General features: G+C 50.9%; 24 protein-coding genes. 17 read left to right on the forward strand and 7 right to left on the reverse strand.

Translation table 11 applies throughout. The features are described 5' to 3' along the window. The first annotated feature begins 67 nt into the window (after nt 1-67). Together IE181_RS06735 and IE181_RS06740 are read left to right on the forward strand one after the other, a co-directional pair. Complete coding sequence (locus IE181_RS06735; protein WP_229819195.1) at nt 68-673, forward strand: HAD family hydrolase; 606 nt, start codon at nt 68-70, stop codon at nt 671-673. Nucleotides 674-821: 148 nt separating this feature from the next. Continuing rightward, nucleotides 822-2,426, forward strand: a complete 1,605-nt coding sequence (locus IE181_RS06740; protein WP_191251115.1) for a mucoidy inhibitor MuiA family protein — start codon at nt 822-824, stop codon at nt 2,424-2,426. Here IE181_RS06740 and pyk read toward each other — a convergent pair. Continuing rightward, nucleotides 2,423-3,880 carry a pyruvate kinase gene (gene pyk, locus IE181_RS06745; protein ID WP_191251117.1) on the reverse strand — a complete coding sequence of 486 codons (1,458 nt, stop codon included), beginning with the start codon at nt 3,878-3,880 and terminating at the stop codon, nt 2,423-2,425. The two genes, IE181_RS06740 and pyk, sit on opposite strands and share 4 nt — an antisense overlap. A 215-nt stretch (nt 3,881-4,095) precedes the next feature. Here pyk and IE181_RS06750 point away from each other — a divergent pair, with 215 nt between their 5' ends. The 3 genes from IE181_RS06750 to IE181_RS06760 all read left to right on the forward strand — a co-directional run bounded on the left by IE181_RS06750 (nt 4,096) and on the right by IE181_RS06760 (nt 5,569). Next, nucleotides 4,096-4,863, forward strand: coding sequence for an N-formylglutamate amidohydrolase (locus IE181_RS06750; protein ID WP_191251119.1), 768 nt, complete (start codon nt 4,096-4,098; stop codon nt 4,861-4,863). A gap of 9 nt (nt 4,864-4,872) precedes the next feature. Continuing rightward, nucleotides 4,873-5,193: a DUF1244 domain-containing protein gene (locus IE181_RS06755; protein WP_191251121.1), complete on the forward strand. Its 321-nt coding sequence runs from the start codon at nt 4,873-4,875 to the stop codon at nt 5,191-5,193. A 70-nt stretch (nt 5,194-5,263) separates the two neighbouring features. Next, nucleotides 5,264-5,569, forward strand: a complete 306-nt coding sequence (locus tag IE181_RS06760; protein WP_191251123.1) for a DUF2312 domain-containing protein — start codon at nt 5,264-5,266, stop codon at nt 5,567-5,569. 67 nt (nt 5,570-5,636) lie between these two features. Here the strand turns inward: IE181_RS06760 and IE181_RS06765 are convergent, their stop codons facing one another. The 3 genes from IE181_RS06765 to IE181_RS06775 form a co-directional block, all read right to left on the reverse strand. Continuing rightward, entirely contained in the window at nt 5,637-6,083 is a 447-nt protein-coding gene (locus IE181_RS06765; protein WP_191251125.1) for an ester cyclase, read from the reverse strand. A 220-nt stretch (nt 6,084-6,303) separates the two neighbouring features. Then, entirely contained in the window at nt 6,304-6,618 is a 315-nt protein-coding gene (locus IE181_RS06770; protein WP_191251127.1) for a cell division protein ZapA, read from the reverse strand. Between the two features lie 9 nt (nt 6,619-6,627). Further along, the gene (locus IE181_RS06775; protein WP_191251129.1) at nt 6,628-7,149 is read right to left on the reverse strand and encodes a hypothetical protein; all 522 of its coding nucleotides are present in this window, start codon (nt 7,147-7,149) and stop codon (nt 6,628-6,630) included. A 248-nt stretch (nt 7,150-7,397) separates the two neighbouring features. On the opposite strand from IE181_RS06775, the gene tkt reads away from it, so the two are divergent. From tkt to fbaA, 4 genes are all read left to right on the forward strand, one after another. Next, nucleotides 7,398-9,401: a transketolase gene (tkt, locus tag IE181_RS06780; protein WP_191251131.1), complete on the forward strand. Its 2,004-nt coding sequence runs from the start codon at nt 7,398-7,400 to the stop codon at nt 9,399-9,401. A 42-nt stretch (nt 9,402-9,443) separates the two neighbouring features. Further along, nucleotides 9,444-10,451 carry a type I glyceraldehyde-3-phosphate dehydrogenase gene (gene gap / locus IE181_RS06785; RefSeq protein ID WP_191251134.1) on the forward strand — a complete coding sequence of 336 codons (1,008 nt, stop codon included), beginning with the start codon at nt 9,444-9,446 and terminating at the stop codon, nt 10,449-10,451. Nucleotides 10,452-10,616: 165 nt separating this feature from the next. After that, nucleotides 10,617-11,780 carry a phosphoglycerate kinase gene (locus tag IE181_RS06790; protein ID WP_191251136.1) on the forward strand — a complete coding sequence of 388 codons (1,164 nt, stop codon included), beginning with the start codon at nt 10,617-10,619 and terminating at the stop codon, nt 11,778-11,780. A gap of 120 nt (nt 11,781-11,900) precedes the next feature. Continuing rightward, nucleotides 11,901-12,965 (forward strand): class II fructose-bisphosphate aldolase, encoded by a 1,065-nt coding sequence (fbaA, locus tag IE181_RS06795; RefSeq protein ID WP_191251138.1) that lies wholly within the window; start codon nt 11,901-11,903, stop codon nt 12,963-12,965. 86 nt (nt 12,966-13,051) lie between these two features. Here the strand turns inward: fbaA and IE181_RS06800 are convergent, their stop codons facing one another. After that, the gene (locus IE181_RS06800; protein ID WP_191251140.1) at nt 13,052-13,900 is read right to left on the reverse strand and encodes a LysR family transcriptional regulator; all 849 of its coding nucleotides are present in this window, start codon (nt 13,898-13,900) and stop codon (nt 13,052-13,054) included. Nucleotides 13,901-14,009: 109 nt separating this feature from the next. Between IE181_RS06800 and IE181_RS06805 the strand changes: the two genes are divergently transcribed. Continuing rightward, nucleotides 14,010-14,408 (forward strand): hypothetical protein, encoded by a 399-nt coding sequence (locus IE181_RS06805; protein WP_191251143.1) that lies wholly within the window; start codon nt 14,010-14,012, stop codon nt 14,406-14,408. 88 nt (nt 14,409-14,496) lie between these two features. On the opposite strand, the gene IE181_RS06810 is transcribed toward IE181_RS06805, so the two are convergent. Continuing rightward, nucleotides 14,497-15,072: a peroxiredoxin family protein gene (locus IE181_RS06810; protein WP_191251145.1), complete on the reverse strand. Its 576-nt coding sequence runs from the start codon at nt 15,070-15,072 to the stop codon at nt 14,497-14,499. 166 nt (nt 15,073-15,238) lie between these two features. On the opposite strand from IE181_RS06810, the gene thiE reads away from it, so the two are divergent. After that, nucleotides 15,239-15,877, forward strand: a complete 639-nt coding sequence (gene thiE, locus IE181_RS06815) for a thiamine phosphate synthase (protein WP_191251147.1) — start codon at nt 15,239-15,241, stop codon at nt 15,875-15,877. Between the two features lie 129 nt (nt 15,878-16,006). Here the strand turns inward: thiE and IE181_RS06820 are convergent, their stop codons facing one another. Next, the gene (locus tag IE181_RS06820; RefSeq protein ID WP_191251149.1) at nt 16,007-16,468 is read right to left on the reverse strand and encodes a DoxX family protein; all 462 of its coding nucleotides are present in this window, start codon (nt 16,466-16,468) and stop codon (nt 16,007-16,009) included. A gap of 300 nt (nt 16,469-16,768) precedes the next feature. On the opposite strand from IE181_RS06820, the gene efp reads away from it, so the two are divergent. The 6 genes from efp (at nt 16,769) to IE181_RS06850 (ending at nt 22,411) form a co-directional block, all read left to right on the forward strand. Beyond that, entirely contained in the window at nt 16,769-17,332 is a 564-nt protein-coding gene (gene efp, locus IE181_RS06825) for an elongation factor P (RefSeq protein ID WP_191251152.1), read from the forward strand. Between the two features lie 33 nt (nt 17,333-17,365). After that, entirely contained in the window at nt 17,366-18,175 is an 810-nt protein-coding gene (locus IE181_RS06830; protein WP_191251154.1) for an inositol monophosphatase family protein, read from the forward strand. Nucleotides 18,176-18,389: 214 nt separating this feature from the next. Continuing rightward, nucleotides 18,390-19,619 carry a flagellar motor protein MotA gene (locus IE181_RS06835; RefSeq protein WP_191251156.1) on the forward strand — a complete coding sequence of 410 codons (1,230 nt, stop codon included), beginning with the start codon at nt 18,390-18,392 and terminating at the stop codon, nt 19,617-19,619. A gap of 14 nt (nt 19,620-19,633) precedes the next feature. Continuing rightward, a complete protein-coding gene (locus IE181_RS06840; protein WP_191251158.1) occupies nt 19,634-20,731 on the forward strand; it encodes a peptidoglycan -binding protein in 1,098 nt (365 codons plus the stop codon). Nucleotides 20,732-20,774: 43 nt separating this feature from the next. Further along, nucleotides 20,775-21,812 carry a serine hydrolase domain-containing protein gene (locus tag IE181_RS06845; protein WP_191251160.1) on the forward strand — a complete coding sequence of 346 codons (1,038 nt, stop codon included), beginning with the start codon at nt 20,775-20,777 and terminating at the stop codon, nt 21,810-21,812. Between the two features lie 128 nt (nt 21,813-21,940). Continuing rightward, nucleotides 21,941-22,411 carry an ATP synthase subunit B family protein gene (locus IE181_RS06850; RefSeq protein WP_191251162.1) on the forward strand — a complete coding sequence of 157 codons (471 nt, stop codon included), beginning with the start codon at nt 21,941-21,943 and terminating at the stop codon, nt 22,409-22,411. Nucleotides 22,412-22,480: the final 69 nt, after the last annotated feature.

Consider the following 22,480-nt stretch of genomic DNA (forward strand, 5'->3'; position numbering starts at 1 on the left):
TTTCCAGAAGGGGGCGATTATCGTCCCCTGTTTTTTACGGCCCAGATTTTTAAGGTAATGAGTTTGCATGATGGTTGATACGGTACTCTTTGATATTGGCAATGTGTTTGTCCGGTGGGATCCACGATATCTGTATGAAAAGCTGATCGAGGATAAAGAGGAACTGGATTTCTTTCTAAAGAATGTGGTGACACTGGAGTGGCACACACACCATGATCGCGGGCGCACATTTGCCGACGGCGTTGCAATCCTGTCAGAGCAGTTTCCTCAATATGCAGACCTGATCGAACTATATGATACCCGCTGGACAGAGACTATCGGCGATATCATTGGTGGCACAGTGGATGTATTAAACGAGTTGGCGGACAGAGGCGTGCCGGTTTATGCGCTAACCAACTTTTCGGCAGAGAAATGGCCGGATTTTGAACGGGATAATGCCTTTGCCCGCAGGTTCCACGGTGTGCTGGTGTCTGGTGCTGAAAAGCTGGTTAAACCGGATCCTGCAATATTTGCACTAACGGTGGAGCGGTTTGGCCTGACACCAGAAAAAACCCTGTTCATTGATGATCGGGATGAAAATGTGGTGGCGGCCAAAGCACTTGGAATGCAAGGGCACCAGTTTACAGACCCGCTACTTCTGCGCCGCGAACTGGAGGCACTTAGCCTTTTGTAGGCTTGCCGTCAGACTGTCTTGAAAACCAGATAACAGGAACGTGAAGCGTGTGCCCTTTGTGCGCACAGTTTCTGCACATTCTAACCATAATCTTTGTCGACAGTTCAGGTTCATGTTAGTTTTAACCCACACTTTAGGGGGATTGTCTATGTCATTACGTTCCACACTTGTTGCGTCAGCGGCTGTTATTGCATTAACGGCGGCGGTGACGGCTGACGATTTTACGGTTCAGGCGCCTATAAAGTCAGTAACACTTTATCAGAACGGCGCTGGTGCAACGGTGCACCGTACAGGTCAGATCAATCTACCTGCTGGTACGCATACCATCACGGTGGATGGTCTTTTGTCAGACTTTGACATGATGCCCGGCCTGCTTGGTTCTGGTTTGACCCTGATCGCAGAAGAACGGGAAGTCTACTATAAAGAACCGTCTGCGGATAATGAGGCTGCCAGATCACTGGATGCAGCAATCAAAGCTAAGAAACAGGAAATCGCGGTAATCGCAGATGCGATTGCGGCGGCTGACATGCAGCTTCAGTATATTGGATCTCTCTCTGCGCCGGGTAAGGAAGGTAGCGCCCCCGCTACGGCAGAAAATATGCAGGCAATTTTGGCATTGATTGGGACGGGCGCGAAATCCGTGCAGGCGGAGAAGCGCGACCTGCTTGCCAGTAAGGAAAAGCGGGATGCCGAATTGAAAGTCCTGATGCAGTCACGTGATAAATATTCCCTGGAAGAGCAAGAATTCCAGAAGGTCATTATGACCGCCCATGCCGCGCAGCCAACTACGGCAACAGTGAATGTCGCGTATGAGGTGCGTGATGCAGGGTGGACACAGCAGGTTCATGCACGGCTTGATACAAATACGGGCAAGATAGTGTTTGATGTCTGGGGTGCACTGGAACAGGACACCGAGGAAGATTGGATGTCGGTTGATCTGTCCCTCAACTCTCGTCGCCCTGATAGCCGTGGTCAGATTTATTTACCGCCGCCAAGCTATGTATCAATTGGTACAGCTGAGGAGATGCTGCGCCGGGCAGAAATGAAATATAGTTCTGCGCCTGCGGCAGACCTGGAAGAGGCAATGGCCATAGTTCCCCCCATTGCTGTTATGCAGTCTGACTTTGGCACGTCTTTGACGTTTCCGGACAAGTTTACACTGCGATCAAGCATAGAAGACAGTCAGCTTAAACGCCTGATGCAATTCGAGGAAGAGGCAGAATTGGTAATTCAGTCTGCACCGGAAATGCAGGGCAGGGCGTTTGTTACTGCCCGATTAGTGTTTGGGCAGGACACAACGTTTAGCGCCGGACAGGCGCGGGTTATTCGGGACGGTACAAGCCTTGGATCGTTCCGCTGGCCAGCCCTTGTCAAAGGCGAAGAAGTGGAGCTGCCAGTTGGCGGGATTGACACAATCCAGATCAAATCCATTCAGGAACAGGAAGACGACGGCACGTCCGGTATCTTCTCCCGATCGGGAGTGAATGAATTCAAGAAACGGTTTGAGGTCAGAAATACCGGCCAGCAGGCGCGCGTTGTTGAAATATTCGCGTCTGTTCCGACCGCAAGGAACGAAGATATTTCAGTGAAGCCGCTTCGTTCTGCGACAGACGCTTCCGACACTAATTTTAAAGGCCAGCCAGGTCTGTATATGTGGCGGAAATCCGTCGCGCCGGGGGAAACCTGGGTGATTAATCACCATTATCAGGTTTCAGCCCCTAAAGACGCACGACTAGAGTATTCTAGAAATTAAGCTTCGGTTTCCTTGCCGTCCAGCTCATCCCCTGCCACCCATGCAATATGCAGAACATTGGTGGCGCCGGGGGTACCAAACGGGAACCCCGCGGTGATAACGACCCGGTCACCTGCGGAAGCCAGTCCGTGCCGTAACGCCATGCGTTTTGATTTGCCGATCATTTCTTCGAACGTGTTGATGTCACGTGTTTTGACAGTATGCAAACCCCAGACAATCGCCAGGCGGCGTGCTATCCGGAAACTTGGTGTCAGTGTCAGGATAGGGACACCCGGCCGTTCCCGGGCGGCGCGCAGGGCAGTCGCCCCGGACGAAGTAAAGGATACAATCGACTTGGCGCCTACATTATGGGCGACCTGGCGTGCAGCCTGTGTGATTGCATCCTCTGATGTGTTCTTGCGCGACATCCGGCGTTCCATACCAAAGGACAGATAATTTGGTTCATTCTCCACACGGCGGGCAACTCGGTCCATAACCTGCACGGCCTCGACACTAAAATCGCCAACTGCTGATTCCGCAGACAGCATTACAGCGTCAGCGCCGTCGCCCACTGCGGTTGCCACATCCGAGACTTCGGCGCGGGTAGGGACAGGCGCGTGGATCATGGATTCGAGCATCTGTGTGGCAACGACAACCGGCTTGCCTGCTTCGCGCGCTTTGGCGACGATCATTTTCTGAATGCCGGGCACATTTTCCAGCGGTTCTTCAACCCCCAGGTCACCGCGGGCAACCATAACACCGTCCGCCAGTTCAATGATTTCATCAAGTCCGCTAACGGCGGCAGGCTTTTCAATTTTAGCCATCACAGCAGCCCGGCCGCGGATTATTTTCTTCGCTTGTGCCACGTCATCAGCACGCTGGACAAAGGACAGGGCAACCCAGTCCACTTTGACTTCAAGCGCGAACGTCAGGTCTTTAACGTCTTTGTCGGTCATGGCGGCAAGGGGCAGGATCGCATTCGGCACATTCACACCCTTGCGGTCCGAGAGTTTACCGCCGACGATAACCCGACACCGTGCTTCGGAGCCTTCGATAGTGGTGACTTCCAGCCTGATTTTACCGTCATCCAAAAGGATGTTGGTGCCAGGCTCCAGTGCCGCGAAGATTTCCTTGTGGGGCAACATTACCCGTTTATCTGTCCCAAGGTCGCTACAGCGGTCGAGCGTAAATATCTGCCCTTCTTCAAGTATGACAGAGCCATTTTCAAATGTGCTGATCCGCAGCTTTGGCCCCTGCAGATCGGCCAGAATGGCAATAGGACGGTCGGTTTCTTTTTCTACCGTACGAATGGCATCAACCAGCTTCTTTTTATCAGCATGGTCACCGTGGCTCATATTCAGGCGAAAGACATCAACGCCCGCTGCAAACAGGGCACGAATTTGTTCTAGACTACTGCTGGCTGGACCCAGAGTGGCAACGATACGGGTTTTACGTTCCCGGCGAAAAATTGTCATTTATATTCCTCTGTCAGACCCGGATGCGGTGTATTGATGTTGCTGGTGATTATGTCCGAGTAAGTGGAGAATCACTGAAACTTCCTGCGCCCAAGCCTTATAATATGCATATTTTACTGTAATGTAACGAAGGATACTGTATTTGTGAATCCCATTTATTGCGCCGGATCAAACTGGCGGTCGAATGTTTTATTATTTTTGATGACTGAGTGTAGATGAATATTATCCCTCTTGCCCCCGAAGTGATTAACAAGGATGCCCGCACAGGACTTATTCTGGTATGCGATCATGCCAGTAATTTTGTGCCAGAGAATCTGAACGGCTTGGGGCTCGACCCCAAACATCTGGAGGATCATATCGCGATTGATATCGGTTGTGCCGAGATGACCCGCAAGATGGCTGAGATGATGGGGGTTGCGGCTGTGTTGGCGCCGGTTTCGCGGCTGGTGATTGATTGTAACCGCGATCCGCTGTCTACAACAATGGTTCCAACGGTCAGTGACGGGATAATCATACCGGGTAATCACGGGCTGGATAGTATTGATATCGCTATCCGTAAACGCGCTTACTATGATCCATTCCACAGCACGATAGAGGAACTGATTGCGGCGCATCTTGCAGCCGGTCAGATACCTATCGTAGCAGCACTTCATAGTTTCACACCCGAAATGAATGGGCAGGAACGCCCGTGGGGCGCTGGGCTGCTTTGGAACCGTGATCCGCGTTTGGCGCAGGCGCTTATTGGCCTGCTGGAGCGTGAAACGGATCTGGTGATTGGGGATAATGAACCCTATTCCGGGCAGGATCTATATTACACCATGCAGCGCCACGGTGCTGATCACGGTTTGCCACAGGCAACTATTGAAATCCGGCAGGATTTGCTGTCGAATGATGCACAGATAACAGAGTGGTCTGCCCTGATGGCGGATTTGCTTGACGAATGCATGGCACGAGAAGACATCGTGCAGATCAAACATTACTGAGGGGATACTATGGACAAGACGACACAAGACAGTATCGAGGCAGCCGTATTCAGACGCCTGATTGATCATCTGGATATGCGTAAGGATGCGCAGAATATTGATTTGATGGGGCTGGCAGGGTTTTGCCGTAATTGTTTGTCTGACTGGTATCAGGAAGCCGCAGCAGACGCAGGCGTTGATGTCTCGAAGGATGCTGCGCGGGAACGTATTTACGGCATGCCGTATGGAGACTATAAAGCAAAATATCAGGGGCCGGCGACCGACGCACAGCTTGACCGTATGAATGAAAGTGTTGCGCTGAATAAAAAGCTGCGGGCAGAACGCACATAACCGTTGAAATCAGAGGGCTGCTTTTGTAGTGTCTGCCCTCATTTTTAGAATTTGATGTTGGAGACAGAACATGGTGCAAGCAGGTGGTGTAGCAGGCGATCAGCTTCGTAGCTTTATCGAGCGAATTGAGCGACTGGAAGAAGAAAAGAAGGGCATCGCCGAAGACATCAAGGAAGTCTATGCAGGTGCGAAGGCAGTTGGGTTTGACCCGAAAATCATGCGCAAGGTAATATCCATCCGCAAGATGGACCGTGCGGACCGGCAGGAACAGGAAGCGTTGCTTGATGTCTATCTGCACGCCATCGAAGGCGGCGATATTCCGCAGCCATCTCCAATCCCGGCACAAGCAGCAGAAACATCAGAAGCGGCTGAGTAAGCAGTTTCGGCATATAAGCAAAAGGGCAGGAAATATCCTGCCCTTTTTTGTTGAAGATGCCTGCCTATTACTTACCTGGCTGCAGGTGTTCTGCATTGGCTTGCAGTTGTTGGTACACGCCTAAACGGTTTACCATCTGCCAGTGGCCGCATACTTTGCCGTCTTTGAAACTATAGATTGTCAGCCCGGACATTTTTACAGGCTTTTTGCTTGCTGGAAAACCCGGGAAATCTGCCATGTGTGTTGCCTGCCATGTCCAGGACGTTGCTACTTTGTCTCCCTCGCCGATCATATCGACCACGGTGAACGCCTGATCAGGGAAAGGGTGCCGCGAGGTGATAAGCCGGTGTTTGTAGCCGTCCAGATCCAGAGTTTGCCCGTCGAATGGGTCGCCGGGGTCATGGAAAATGGTATAGGTCGGGTGAACATAGCGGTCCACGGATGCTACATCACCTTTTGACCAGATATTATCCAGAACAGCGGCTAGAGTTTTTTTGTTTTCTGTGATTGTCATTGCCTGTCTTTCCTACTGCGCAGTTGGTCTATGGACCATTTGGGAAGACGGGTGTTCGCGTTGCCGATTACCTGCGCTTATTGGTAATACAGACTTTCTTACACAGGGTTTCACCACTGTCGGCAGACATGCGAACGGCAGGCACCTGAAGCCCTGCCGTACTTGGTGCCGAACATTTTCTTATGTGTCAAGGGGAACGGGGATAATCGCCCCACACAACCTATTCCTGAATGCGGTCGGCGATGCCTTCAACTTCTGACGCAACTTCATGCAGTATCATGGCAAGGTCTTCGCCTGAGTAGCCACCAAGAATGCCGTCTGCCCCGGCCCCTTCCAGGGCGTCCTGCAGTTCGTCGGCAATCAGGATCGCAGCCATTAACAAGAGGCGTGTTTCGGCAACATGGCCAAGCTTTGCGGACAGGTCTGTCATTTTATTGTCGACATATTCCGCAAGCGTTCTAAGGCGTTCTTCTTCCCCCGCTGCGCAGGCAAGAGGATAAGTTTTTCCGTTCACTGTAACCTGGATTTGTGCCATTTCCCGCCCCTAGCTTCCGAGTAATTCTTCAAGTTTTGCGATGGATGCATCAAGCCGTTCCTTGATGCCGTCTTTCTCTGCCCTCAGTGCCTGCACTTCCTGTTGCAGAGCTTCATTGTCTGCTTCCAGTGCCTCGATCGCACGGGTATCAGCGCCGTGGGTGGTTTTTTGTTCGTTCCCGCTGTCCGCATTCGCGGCATCAAGCTGATCCTGCAAGCTCATATACTGTTTCTTCAAGAGCATATAATTTTGCTCAATTGCAGCTTTTTCCTGCTTAAGCGTTTCGAATGCACCGTCATTTGCGGCTTTGGGTGATTGCAGGTTCAGGGTCGCAACTTCTTCCTGCAGGGCAAGATTGTCTTGTTCCAGCTCGGCGATGCGAACGGTCAGATCCGCTTTCTCTGCTGCCATCTCGCGTGCTGACTTCAGAGCCTTTTTTGAACTTGCCACACCTGAAGCAAGTTTGGACAAAGCTGCCTCGAGTCGCGCCCGGGCTTTCTCAAGATTATCGTCTTCAACTGTGTTTGCCACGGAATTCCCCCGACTCTGCCTTACACTTATGCCTGTGTATGATTTTGATACTGAAAACCTGTTAACGCCATAGAAGATAGGCTTTTGGACGGATGGGCGTCAATCATTGTCATACAAGAATCATCAATATTCGTTAATTATGCGGACTTTGTGGCCTTTCAACTGTTGACTAAGCCTCGCAACATCGCCATTTTGTGCCAAATTCTTTGCCAGCACACCTTGCGATTTTAATAAGGTTTACACTGATTATGTCTGATACTGTTTCCCTGCCTGAAAACGTAACCCACAACAATATGGCCAATGCAATTCGCGCCTTGTCCATGGATGCCATCCAGAAAGCAAATTCCGGTCACCCGGGTATGCCGATGGGCATGGCCGATGTCGCCACTGTTTTGTTCCGCGATTTTATGCGGTTTGACCCCAAGAACCCTACATGGGCAAACCGTGACCGGTTTGTTCTGTCTGCGGGACACGGGTCCATGCTGATTTACAGCCTGCTGCACCTGACAGGTTATGACCGCCCGACAATGGACGATATTAAAAACTTCCGTCAACTTCACAGCCCAACTGCAGGCCATCCAGAATTTGGTGAATGCCCGGGTGTGGAGACAACGACGGGTCCACTGGGGCAGGGGCTTGCAACATCTGTGGGTATGGCGCTTGGTGAAAGACTGGCGAACGCAGAATTTGGTGGTGATATTATTGATCACTATACCTATGTCATCGCTGGCGATGGCTGCCTGATGGAAGGTGTTAGCCAGGAAGCAATCTCCCTTGCCGGGCACCTGAAACTGTCCAAGCTGATTGTGCTTTGGGATGATAACTCTATCTCTATCGACGGCGGCATTGATCTATCGTCTTCTGAGGATATGGTTGGCCGTTTCGAAGCTGCAGGCTGGCATGTTCAGCGTGTCGATGGTCACGACGAAGAGGCAATTGAAAGTGCCATCCGTCTGGCGCAGGAAAGTGATCAGCCATCCATGATCGCTTGCAAAACCACGATTGGGTACGGCGCTCCAAACAAACAGGGCACATCCGCAACACACGGTGCCCCTCTTGGTGATGACGAGATTAAAGCAGCACGTGAATTCCTTGGATGGGATGCCGAGCCGTTTGTGATCCCTGACGATGTTTTGAATGACTGGCGCGCAGTGGGTGCCAAAGGCGCAGATACTTTTGCTGCCTGGTCTGCCAAGTTCGCACAGTTGGATAGTGCCGTGCAGGCAGACTTCCTGCGCCGTCAGGCTGGTGATCTGCCAGAAGGTTTCGAAGCCGCTATCAATGACTACAAGGCCAAACTTGTTGCCGAGCCAGTGAAGGTGGCAACCCGCAAGGCAAGTCAAATGGCGCTTGAAGTCATCAACCCGATCGTCAAAGAAACAATTGGTGGCTCTGCTGACCTGACAGGATCAAACCTAACTAAAACAGCGGGTCTGGAGCCAGTGACGGCGGACGATTTCTCTGGTCGTTACATGTATTATGGTATCCGCGAATTTGAAATGGCTGCGGCGATGAATGGCTTGGCTCTATACGGTAGTCACATCCCATACGGTGGTACCTTCATGGTGTTTACCGACTATTGCCGTCCGGCTATTCGTCTGAGTGCCTTGATGAAGCAGCGTGTGGTTTATGTAATGACGCACGATAGTATTGGTTTGGGTGAAGACGGCCCAACCCACCAGCCGGTTGAGCATTTGGCGAGCCTGCGTGCCATGCCGAACCTGAATGTATTCCGTCCGTGTGACGCGGTTGAAACGGCTGAGTGCTGGGCATTGTCGCTGCAAGCGAAGGATACGCCAAGCATTCTGTCGCTATCCCGTCAGGGTGTTGCACAGCTGCGTACCGAGCACACAGAAGAAAACCTATGTGCCAAAGGCGGGTATATTCTGAAGGAAGCAACGGGCGGTGCGCCAAAGGCGATTATCCTTTCAAGTGGTACCGAAGTTGAAATCGCCGTGGCTGCAGCCAAGGAACTGGAAGCCGCAGGCACACCAGTCCGTGTTGTATCCATGCCGTCTACAGATTTGTTTGACCAGCAGGACAGTGCTTATAAAGCATCTGTACTTCCGGCAGATGTTCTGAAAGTTTCCATTGAAGCAGGCAGCACGTATGGCTGGGAACGCTATACAGGTCTGGACGGTGTCACGATTGGTATGACAACGTTTGGTGCGTCTGCACCAGCAGAGGATCTTTACGAACATTTCGGCATTACAGCAAACGCTGTAGTTGCAGCAGTGAACGAAAAATTATAAAACCAACCCCAGATTACAAACATATATACCGGAGGAATTTCCATGACTGTTCGGGTTTCTATTAACGGATTTGGCCGCATTGGCCGCAATGTGCTGCGCGCGATCTATGAGAGTGGCCGTGATGACATTCGCGTTGTTGCGATCAACGACCTTGGCGATGTGGACATGAACGCCTACCTGTTGAAGCGTGACAGCGTACACGGCCCATTCCCGGGTGACGTGAAAGTTGAAGGCGACAGCATCATTGTGAACGGCGACAGAATCCGTGTAACAGCAATCCGTAACCCGGAAGAACTGCCATGGGGTGAAGAAAACGTTGACGTTGCCATGGAATGTACTGGTATCTTTACCAAGCGTGACGCGGCTGCCAAGCACCTTACTGCGGGCGCAAAGAAAGTTCTGATTTCTGCGCCAGGTACAGACTGTGACAACACTGTTGTTTACGGTGTGAACCATGACACACTGACAGCTGATCATAAAATCGTTTCCAACGCATCCTGCACGACAAACTGTCTTGCGCCGGTTGCCAAGGTTCTGAACGATCTGGTTGGTATCAAGCACGGTTATATGATAACTGTACACGCTTACACGGGTGATCAGCCGGTTCTGGATACACTGCATAGCGATCCACGCCGTGCACGCGCTGCTGCTCTGAGCATGATCCCAACATCAACGGGTGCTGCGAAAGCAGTTGGTCTGGTTCTGCCAGAGCTTGCTGGCAAGCTTGATGGTTCTGCGGTTCGTGTGCCTACGCCAAATGTTTCCATGGTTGATCTGAAGTTTGTTGCAGGCCGTGACACAACAGCAGAAGAAATCAATGAAGCAATCAAAGCGGCGTCTGAAGGTGCACTGAAGGGCGTTCTTGGCTATGAAGATATGCCAGCGGTTTCTATCGACTTTAACCACAATCAGAACAGCTCAACTTTTGATTCCAGCCAGACCAAGGTTATCGAAGGCAACTTCGTACGTATCCTAAGCTGGTACGATAACGAGTGGGGCTTCTCTAACCGTATGTCTGACACTGCGGTTCTGATGGCGAAACTGGGCTAAGTCCAGCCATCAACCTGCACAGTCGCCTGTGCGACAGTATCCGGTGGTGGCAATTCCTGGGGAGTTGCCGCCACTTCTTATATCCGGATCGTGTTTCTGGCCCATGAAGTGGCTGCGCCACGATCTATCTTTTAACGGCATGATGTATGTTCAAGGGTAAAAGACATGACATTCAAAACCATTGCGGACCTTGGTGATCTAAGCGGTAAACGCGCTGTCGTCCGGGTCGATATTAATGTTCCTATGCAAGACGGCAAGGTAACAGACGATACACGTCTGCAGGCGGTAAAACCAACCGTGGACGCAATTGCTGCGGCGGGGGGCCGGTCCGTTCTATTAGCGCATTTTGGTCGTCCAAAGGGGCAGGTTGTGCCAGAAATGTCCCTGAAGCCTGTTGTAGGGGCACTGGCTGAGGTTCTTGGACGTTCTGTCGGTTTTGCAGAACTTGGTGATGTCCTGCCGGACGAGGACGTGGTTTTGATGGAAAATACCCGTTTCTTCCCCGGCGAGGAAAAGAATGATCCTGAACTTGCAAAACGCTTTGCGGCACTTGGGGACGTGTATGTCTCTGATGCCTTCAGCTGTTCGCACCGCGCGCATGCCTCTACTGAGGCACTGGCGCATCTTCTGCCAGCTGCAGCAGGTGTAACAATGGGGGCAGAACTAAAAGCCCTTCAGGATGCCCTGGGCACACCAAAACGCCCTGTGGCAGCGGTTGTTGGTGGCGCGAAAGTGTCGTCGAAGCTGGCGGTGCTGGAAAATCTGGTGGAGAAAGTAGACCACCTGATTATTGGGGGCGGTATGGCTAATACTTTCCTGTTTGCGCAGGGGTACAGCGTGGGCGCGTCCTTGTGTGAGAAAGATCTGAAGGACACGGCGCTTATCATTCTTGCGAAGGCAAAAGAAGCAGGCTGCACCGTGCATCTGCCTGTTGATGTTGTCTGTGCCAAGGAGTTTAAAGCCCATGCCGACAACCGGACAACAGGTGTTGATGACGTGCAGGCTGATGAGATGATTTTGGATGCCGGTACGGCGACCACAGACGGCTTGGCCACTGTGCTGAAGGACTGTAAGACGCTTGTGTGGAATGGCCCTATGGGCGCGTTCGAGATGGAGCCGTTTGATGCTGCTACTGTGGCGCTTGCCAAGGCGGCTGCAAGCCTGTCTGACAGCGGGAATCTCTTGACCGTTGCAGGTGGTGGCGATACGGTCGCAGCATTGGCGCATGCAGGGGTGAAAGACAGTTTTACCCATATTTCCACAGCCGGCGGAGCTTTCCTTGAATGGATGGAAGGCAAAACGCTGCCAGGAGTTGCTGCCCTTCAGTAATATCGGGCTCATGGGGGTGCCCTCTGGTCCACACTTTTGAATTATTTAACTAATGTTCCTTTTGGATTTGTGTGCATCAGGTGAATGCCGAAACCGATCGGGACGATACGGAGAGAAACGATGAAACCAGGTGTCGTATTTGGTGACGACTATGCCAAGCTTGTACAAAATGCCAAGGATGGTGGCTTTGCCCTTCCTGCGGTCAATGTGGTTGGCACTAATTCAATTAACGCAGTGATGGAAGCTGCGGCGAAAAACCGCTCTGACATTATTATCCAGTTTTCCAACAGTGGTGCTCAGTTCTATGCAGGAAAAGGCATCGAAGACAGTTTCGGTGCCAAGGTTCTAGGGGCAGTTTCTGCGGCGCGTCACGTTCATCTGTTGGCGAAACATTACGGTATTTGTGCGGTGCTGCACACGGACCATGCGAACCGTAAGCTTGTTCCGTGGGTAGAAGCCCTGATCGAAGAAAGTCGTAAAGAAATCAAGAAAGAGGGCGTGCCGCTATATTCAAGCCACATGCTTGACCTTTCCGAAGAAGATATCGACGATAACCTGGAAACATGTGCCCGCGTCCTGAAAGAGATGACGCCACTTGGTCAAAGCCTGGAAATTGAACTTGGTGTAACCGGTGGTGAAGAAGACGGTGTTGGCTCTGACGTCGGTGACGACTTTGAAAACCCTGCGCTTTATACACAGCCGGAAGATGTTCTGAAGGCCTATGACCTGTTGACGCCGCTTGGACATTTCTCTGTCGCTGCGTCCTTTGGTAATGTGCACGGTGTATATAAGCCAGGTAACGTGAAACTGCGTCCTGAAATTCTTAAAAACTCTCAGGATCTGGTAATCGCAGAGCGCGGTACGTCGGCAAACCCACTGAACTTTGTGTTCCATGGCGGCTCTGGTTCCGAGAAGGCAAAGATTGAAGAAGCACTGCGGTACGGTGTGTTCAAAATGAACATTGATACAGATACGCAGTTTGCCTTTGCCGAGGCAGTTGGTGCGTATGTTAACGAACACCCTGATGCATTTGCCTATCAGGTACATCCTGAAACAGGCCAGCCATACAAAAAACAGTATGATCCACGTGTTTGGCTGCGCAAGGGCGAAGAAAATATGATTGCTCGCTTGAATGAAGCCTTTGTTGACCTGAAGTCACAAGGCAAAACAGCAGCAGAAGGCTAAGTTAAATAGTCTGATAATAGTTGCGAAGCCGGGGTTTGTGCCCCGGCTTTTTTATGTGCCAGTATTTTTGTACAAAAGATACGGTGCTATTTGAATGCTGAACATTTGGAAATCAGGCTATCCCGGATTATTTTTAACTGGTCCTCTGGTATCAGTTCTGAATAGACCATGAAAACCGGCAGACTTATCTCCGGGGCATCTTCAACTTCGAACAACAGTCCTTCTGCCAATGATTTTTCGATCGTTCTGCGCGGCAGGTATCCTTTCATCCCGGCTTTCACGATTAATTTTTCGGCTAAGGCGCCCAGGTCGGCAGATAGTTTGCTAAGTGTGTAATCGGGATAGTGCAATTTGTGTTTACGGACAAATTCACTGCCCCAATGTACATAGGCATAGGTTTCGTCCAGTTCGGCATGTATACCGCGCTGGCTGGAGACCATAATAAACTTTTCATCAAACAATCGGTGAACACGAAGTCCCTGATTGGAATAGGGCGCATATACCAGACAAATATCCATGGTGCCGTTATGCATTTTCTGGATCAGGGAACTGGGAGTGCCGATGCGGGCATTAATCACAGACCCCGGCATCATGCTGCGCAGGTCCAGAAGCCAATCAAGTAGCAAGGGTTCCCACAAGCCGTACCGTGCACCAATGGTCAAAGACGCATTGATATCGTCCGTCATCGCGACTTCTTTCTTTGCATGGTCCCATAATTGAACGATTGACTGGGCGTGACGCTCAAAACGTACTGCCGCATCTGTCAAGGTAACCCCAGCCTTGTTACGAATGAAAAGTTTGCAATCAAGCTGTTCTTCCAGGCTTTTGACACGGGCACTAATTGTGGACTGTGTAACGAATAATTTTTCCGCGGCTTGTTTAAAGTTTCGTACTTCAACAATCGTCAAAAATGTTTTGGCTTGAACTATGTCCACGGCACTACCTTTGATGCAAAATTTTCGATATTATTATCAAATTTAATTCGCTTTTCAAAACTTATTTCTTCGGTAAGGTCAAAGTGTACCAACCATGAAGGATACGCGAATGCACTATGACGCAGAAAGCTTTAAGACAGCGAACGAGACAATTATACGGGAAAGTTCCCGCAGTGATCTTGAGGCGCGGCTGGAACTGAAGATCAATAAAATCAGGAAAGAGTTTGCGCAGGTTGAGAAGTTAATCACTTCCTATGATCCATCGCTGCTAGCCAGCATGGTATCGCTGTTTGATATGAGCAAACCAGTCATTGCCAGAGAAATTCTTGATGCTAGAAATCTGCTACTGGAGGCTCAGATTGCACTAGGCGCTGGGTCAAGCAGCATATCACGGCTGGACCAACAATTTGAAATGCAGTACCTGAACGCACTTGCGCAGGAGTTGGAAAAATATCAGGCGCTACTGTTGGGTCAGAATAGTTTCATCCCCCAGAAACCGGTTGCCTAACTGGTTTCCTTGGCGTGCAGTGTCCAGTCATAGCGTGGATAGCTGCACGCCCCCCTGTCTTCTCTTGCTTGTTCGAGGACCTGTTAGTTTATTCTAGGCCTGAGACGGTTTTTAGAATCAGGTCTGTTGGTGGGCGCTGGCGGTAACTTTCTTCATACAGTTTTGCCAGAATTTTTCCCTTTGTGTCTGTGACAAAAATGACGGGATGCGGGACGCCGTGCGCAAAGTGCCCTTCCTCATAGTCTTCATTGCGAATGCCGAACGCGTCAATGGCTTTTGAACCAGTGTCTGCAAGAAGGCTATACTCAATGTTCCATTTCTTCGCGAATGTCGCCAGGTCATCCACAGAATCATAACTCACCGCAATCAGGGGATAGCCTTTTTCCTTCAGGGCAGAGGCAGCGTGCAGATTTAAGTCAATAAGCTGGATTTGACAGTAAGGGCACCATTTAGCCGACCGGTAAAAGGCAATCACAGCCCCTTTTTGTCCGGTCAGGCTATCAAACGACTGTGACGCATTATTCTGGTCTTTTAGCTGCAGGGTATGCGGAATTGTCTGGCCGATCGCGGGGCCAAGGTCTTTGCTATCTTCTGCAGATGTAATTGCGGTCGCTATAAATAGTAGGCTTAGCCCTGCCGCAAGACTTAGGAAGAAACGTGTCATGCTGTATCCTCTCGGAAATGGTTCTGTATTGTGTTTGTTTGGACTGTAATCGCAGCACGGATTGAATCTAAATCAAATAATTGTCATATAAGGATTAATGATCCATTGGATTTTCAGCGCGGTTTTTGCAATAGCTACCGGCAGCCTAGAAGGACGAGAGAAAACTATGACAACATCTGATCAACCGTGCCGACTGTATCTGATAAGCCAAAGTGAAATTGCGGATGCTGACGCTTTTGCTGCCACGCTTGATGGCGTGTTTAAGGCAGGCGATGTCGCGTGCTTCCAGCTTCGGCTGAAGGGTGCGTCGGATGATGCCGTGGTAGCGACTGCAAAAACATTGATGCCGGTATGCGAGGCCCATGACGTTGCGCTTCTGATTAATGACCGGGCTGATCTTGCGCATGAAGCGGATGTGGACGGTGTCCATCTGGGGCAGGGTGACGGTAGTGTGAAGAAAGCAAAAGAGCTGCTGGGCCTTGACCGTATTGTCGGGGTTACCTGCCATAATAGTCTGCATTTGGCTTTCGCGGCTGGCGAACAGGGGGCAGACTATGTTGCGTTCGGTGCCTTCTATCCCACAGAAACAAAGAAAACCGAGTATCATGCTGAGAAGGATATTCTGACACGGTGGGATGAAATTGTGGAAATTCCCAGCGTGGCAATCGGCGGCATAACGACCGATACCGCGGCAGAATTGAAAGAAGCAGGCGCGCACTTTATTGCCGTTTGCAGTGCCGTTTGGCAGCATGCTGATGGACCCGCAGCAGCGGTTCGTGCTTTCAATCAGATACTTGCTGATTAAAAAAAGACCCGGCACAAAATTGTACCGGGGATAGGTAGGGGAAAGTCAGAGTGGTTTGGAGGTTCGGGGGCATAACGCCCCCGCTTTAGTCCGGCGTCCTGCTGTTTTTTGGGTGCAAATAGCCGGTGCTTAAAATCTGATGCCAAAGGCTTTATCAAGACTGAAGTCCCCGCCACCCTTAGTGACAAAGCTCAGCGCCAGGATTGCCCACAGGATGGGATATTCCCAGCCACCTTCTGTCCAGAAGAATCCAGCACCAAAATGGACACTGCTTGCTACAAACAACATCACGGTAATGGCAGCAGCACTAAACCGGGTGAACAGACCAAGAGCCAGTGTAAGGCCAAGGAAGAACTCAACGGAGCCGGCACCAAGGGCGGCCAGATAGCCGTTTGAAAACCCTAGCTGGCTTTCAAAAAACTGACCTGTGGCTTCAAGGCCGTACCCGCCAAACATGCCAAATAGTTTCTGGGCGCCGTGCGGCATAAGGAACAGACCCGTGGCAATGCGCAGGGCTGCTGTTGTAAGGTTGTCAAACTTCGATGCATTGTCTGCAAGCGCGGTCAGTGTGGATGTGATAGGTGCGGTCATGTCTATTCTCCTGAATAAGATATCTGGTTTCTGCGTACCCACTCGCCATCCTGGTGGGTATCAGGTGCTTCTCATGACTGGGAGAATATGTGTTTCAAATATTGTTATATAGACAGTTTAAATGGATTTCCGTGTTGCATTATTTCGAACAATAAATAAAGCACACCTCCATACTTCAGGCGTTTAATTGGCTTTACGGGGCTGGGAAATTCTGGTACACCCCGCACCGATTATCCCGGCGGCTATAGGTGCCCGGGTTTGTTCTTTGACCGTATATAGAGACTATGAAGGGGTACACCCATGAAGATTGATGGAAACTCGATCCGTCCAGGTAATGTGATCGAACATAATGGCGGCCTGTGGCGCGCTGTACGAATTGCCCACACTCAGCCTGGTAAAGGCGGGGCGTACCTGCAGGTGGAACTGAAAAACCTGCGTGATGGTAGTAAACTGAACGAGCGGTTCCGGTCTTCTGAGAAAGTTGAGCGTGTAGTTCTTGAGCAGAAAGACTATCAATTCCTCTATATCGACGGTGACATGTATAATTTCATGGACCAGGGCACATACGAACAGATTTCGCTGAGCGCGGAAGATGTTGGTGATGATGCTGTGTTCCTGCAGGACGGCATGACTGTATCGATCGAATTCCACGGCGATAGCCCACTTGGTGTAAGCCTGCCCGATAAGGTAACACTTGAAGTTGTTGAAACAGAGCCAGTGATCAAAGGTCAGACGGCTTCTTCTTCCTATAAGCCTGCTACACTCGATAACGGATTGCGGATTGGGGTACCGCCATTTGTATCTGCAGGTGACAGGGTTGTTGTCGCAACGGAAACACGCGAATACGTCAGCCGCGCTGATTAAGCCGTTTAACCAAAAACAATAAGGAGAGACAGCATGTCTCGTCGTTCCCCCCTACTGAATGTGATGGTTAAAACTGTCATGAAAGCTGCGCGCGGACTGCGCCGTGACTTTGGTGAAGTTGAGCAGCTTCAGGTTTCTAAAAAAGGCCCCGCTGACTTTGTGTCTGCTGCTGACAAACGGACTGAAAAGCTGCTTGTTGAAGAATTGATGCTTGCCCGCCCGGATTATGGTTTCCTTCTGGAGGAACATGGTGAAATCGAGGGCAAGGACCCGAAGAAACGTTTCATCATTGACCCGCTCGACGGCACGACAAATTTCCTGCACGGTATACCGCATTTTGCCATTTCTGTTGCAGCAGAAGAGAATGGCGAAGTTGTCGCAGGCGTTATCTATAATCCAATTATGGACGAATTATACTGGGCTGAAAAAGGCAATGGCGCATTCCTGAATGATGCGCGGTTGCGTGTATCAGGCCGGAACAAAATGGAAGATTCATTGCTTGCAACGGGTATTCCATTTCTGGGCCGCGAGGGCGGTGACACATTTAAAGCTGAACTGTCTGCGATCATGGGGCAGGTTGCCGGTATTCGCCGGTTCGGTGCAGCTTCCCTTGATCTCGCGTATGTTGCTGCGGGCCGGTATGACGGCTTCTGGGAATCTGGGTTGCAACCATGGGACCTGGCCGCGGGGATTATCATTGTACGCGAAGCAGGTGGATTTGTAACAGACATCACAGGCGGCGATAAAATTCTCGATCGCGGGGATGTTATTGCTGCGAACGACCGTCTGCATATCCGGCTTGAGCGTGCTATCAAGAATGCCCGTAAGGGGATGGCTGGATAATCAGCTGTTTTCTGCTAGTATTTCAAAGGCCCTGCAATCGCGGGGCCTTTTCTGTTGGTTGGGGTCGTTTATGCCGTTACCAGTTTACGGCGTCTGCGCATGGCGATGTCTGCCATGCCAAACCCAGAGATCATCATCAGCCATATTTCTGCCTATAAAATAGGATTTAAGGTGTTATAAGTACGTATGTTTAAGTGGTAGGAGTGGACTGCGGATGCAAAAGCCGAAAAAATTTGTCATTCGGATGAGCCTGTTTCTGGTGGCTGTAATTGCCATCGCGGCTGTGTTGAGCGATCAGATGATGGACGCCTTTATGGCGAATGTAGCGCTTAATGGGGTTATTATTGCAACGCTTGTCATCGGTATTGTCTTTGCCTATCGCCGCGTCTTTGACCTGACCGGTGAAATAGACTGGATAACCAGTTTCAAACGGCATGATAGTTCGGCTTCCACAGCATCTACACCAAAGTTGATGGCCCCTGCTGCCGCTCTTCTTGCTGAACAGGCAGAGGGCAATATGCGCCTTAGTGCCCTGTCCATGCGGTCGGTCCTCGATGGTATTGCTTCGAGACTTGAAGAAAGCCGTGAAATAAGCCGTTATTTTACCGGGCTTCTTATTTTTCTAGGTCTTCTGGGTACTTTCTGGGGGCTTTTGGGAACTATTGGGGCGATTGGTGGCACGATCAAAACGCTGTCGGTTGACGGCAGTGACATGGCCCTGATGTTTGATGAATTGAAAGCAGGGCTGGAAGCGCCGCTGTCTGGTATGGGGACCGCTTTTTCCTCCTCTTTATTCGGTCTGGCGGGTTCCCTTGTCCTTGGGTTCCTTGATTTGCAGGCATCGCAGGCCCAGACACGGTTTTATAATCATGTCGAGGACTGGCTTGCGTCTGTTACCAAATTAAGCCGCGGTGAAATTGCAGACGGTAGCCCGGCGTCGCCTGATGCTTATATGCATGCTTTGATGGAACAAACGTCTGAAAGCATTACTAAATTGCACCGTAGCATGAACAGGGAAGCAGATGAAAAACACCAGATGCAGGTGGGGTTGACCGCGCTTGCAGAATCCCTGTCTGCCATCAGTGACCGGCTGGATGCACAAACGCAGTCGGTGCAACTCGTACAGAAAGAGACGCAGGAAACCAGTTCAAAGTTATTGCGTGCCATCGAAGCCATGGCAGCTAAAGAACCCGTTGAGGCTGAACCCGCCCTGGATGAAGCATCACGTCAGCATATTCGTAACCTTGATCTGGGAATGAAACGCCTGCTTGAAGAGCAGACACGCAATTCAGAATTTGTTGTGGACGGTTTGCGCAGTGAACTAAAACTTCTATCACGCACACTGGCGGCGGGTATGTCAGCCCGCGCAGAAGCAGACCGGGCGGCGAAACTTGGTGGTGTAACCCGGGATGAAGACGGGAAGCCCTGGACCGATGCGGAATAAGGAGTGCACCTGATATGATTGGGGCACGCAAACGCATAGGGGGATCAGGCGGTAGCGATAACAGCTGGCCTGGTTTTGTGGACGCATTATCGACCTTGCTGTTGGTCATTATTTTCCTTTTATCCATGTTCGTTCTGGCCCAGTTCTTTCTGGGGCAGGCACTGACCGGGCGTGAGCAGGCACTTGCTGAGCTACGGGGGCAGGTTGCAGAGCTGGGCAATCTTTTGAAAATGGAGCGGCAGGCGAACACAAGCCTGCGTGACAGTATGGCAGAATTGTCAGCTAGTCTGACTGCAGCAAATGCTGATCGGGACCGATTGACCGCAGAACTTGAAGGGACAAAAGCTGCGCTTGAGGGTTCCAGCTCCCGCCTGTCAGAGCTCTCTGAAACTTATGAAGCGCTGGAAGCAGAGGCGCAGACGTTACGGACCCAGAATAAAATTTCAGCGGAAGCTTTGTCAGAAGAACAGGTGATATCGGCCCGTGCACGGGCAGAGGTCGCGCGGTTGCAGCGTGATATTTCTGCACTGCGCGAACAGCTTGCGCGTCTGGAGACGGCGCTGGAGACCAGCGAAGAACGCGACCGTCGCAATCAGGCGGTTATCGTTGATTTGGGCCGCAGGCTGAACCGGGCACTTGCAAGCAAGGTTGAGGAACTGGCTGGATACAGATCAGAATTTTTTGGCAGGCTGAAAGAGGTCTTGTCAACGCGCCCAGAAATACGGATCGAGGGCGACCGTTTTGTCTTCGCAAGCGAGCTGTTGTTTGCCTCGGCAAGTGCGGAACTTGGCCCGGAAGGGCGCGCAGAACTGAGGAAGTTTGCCGAAACGCTGATGGCTATTTCAAAGGAAATACCGCCGGAGCTAAACTGGATACTGCGTATTGATGGCCACACAGATAATAGGCCAATCTCGAATTATCAGTTTAAAAATAACTGGGAGCTGTCCTCGGCTCGCGCCATTTCTGTTGTTCAGTTTCTAATATCAGCGGGTGTTCCTGCTAATCGTTTGGCAGCCGCAGGGTTTGGCGAACACCAGCCGATTGACCCCGGAGAAGATGCATTTGCACTGTCCCGTAACAGACGCATAGAGATGCGACTGACACAGCGATGATGAGGTCCTGATAAATACCGGCGAGACTTGAGGAGGGTATCACGTGAGCAGATATTTACTATCGCTAGTCTTCCTGGCAGGAGTGCTGTCTGGCCCGGGTGCTGGCACGGAAGATGATCAAACGGTATCGCCGATCAATTCAGTCGTCAGTAAACTTGAACGCGGCGACTATGAAGGTGTGAATGGTATGATGATCACGCATGGTGGTCGTACCTGGGTAGCCTATAGCCCCAAAGGAAACCCGGTCAGAAAACAGGATATTCGCTCCGCTACCAAGAGCATCACGGCGATACTCGTGGGAGAACTTTTGGAAGACAAGCGCCTAAAAAGCGTGAAGGTGAGGGTTGCAGATATTCTGCCGGAAGAATTCGCTCATATGGAAAAGGATGATCCCAGACGCAGCATACAGGTTCGTGATTTGCTGACCATGCAGTCTGGCCTTGCTTGCGATGACTGGGTGCCATCTTCGGTCGGGCAGGAAGATAAAATGTACAAGACCAACGACTGGGCCGCTTTCATCCTGTCGCAGCCTGTGGCCTATGAACGCGGTCAGCATTTTAGTTATTGTACGGGCGGTGTTGTCCTGCTTGGGCGCCTCTTGGAGAAACTATCGGGCCAGCCAGTGCCGGAGTTCGCACGTGAAAGATTGTTTGCCCCGCTCGGGATTAACGGTGAGAAGTGGGATAAAACGCCCAAAGGATTTACCGACACAGGCGGACATTTGCGTATAACGCTTGCCGACTTGCACAAGATTGGTCTGTTGGTGCAGCAGGGCGGCGTTTGGGAGGGTGTTCAGCTTATCGAACCTGATTGGTTGTCAGAGATGACCAGCAAGCATGCGTCCGTGCCAGGACGGAGAGAGACTTACGGCTATTTATGGTGGCGCATGATGTTCCCGGCAGGCGAGGGTAAAGAGGTGTTGGCACTTTACGCCCACGGTAATGGCGGCAACTTTACCTTCTTCTTTCCTGATCTTGATTTGGTGGCAACTTTTACGGCAACGAATTATGGAAGCCGAAAGCAGTTTATTCCCATGAGAATATTGATGCAGGAGATATTGCCTGCCCTGACAGCAAGGTAGAGAATTTTTACTTTGTCACAAAGTTGGCGAATTTTATCAGTAGGGTGTCAGCCTCAGGGTAAGATGAGGTCTTGAACCTTATAAAATAATTCCTACTTAATAATCAGGCATTTCAAGGGAGAGAAACAATGCGCACACCATATTTACGTTCAATGTCAGTACTGGGGCTTGCCGCTTTGGGGCTGGTTGCATGTGGTGACAATTCATCCGATACTAATTCTGCACCAGCACAGGAAGCGGAGCAGGTTGCCAATCAAACAGCTGATGACAGCAAGTCCATGATGGATACTGCCAAGGATATGGCGAAAGAAACTGTCGAAAAAGTTGCTGAGTCTGTCAAGCTGGATACATCCAGTGTTGAAGCGTTCAAAGCAAGCCTTGCCAATATGAAGGCGCAGCTTTCTGACGCTGATCAGGGTAAGTTGACGGAAGCAGTCGCAGCACTTGGCAAGAAGGCTGTTGCCGAAAACAAAGATGGTTTGATGGGCGCAGCGAAAGACATGGTTTCTGGCGGTGCTGAGGATAGCATCTTGAAGAAATTCGGTGACCAGTTGGACGGTATGACGTTCGACGAGCTTCTGGCATTCGCCAATACATAAGCTGCACATTCAAACAGCTTCTGAATTTAGAAAAGCCCCGATCAATGTCGGGGCTTTTTATGTTAGCAG

Source organism: Kordiimonas sediminis, assembly GCF_014656395.1.
Classification (GTDB): Bacteria; Pseudomonadota; Alphaproteobacteria; order Sphingomonadales; family Kordiimonadaceae; genus Kordiimonas_A; species Kordiimonas_A sediminis.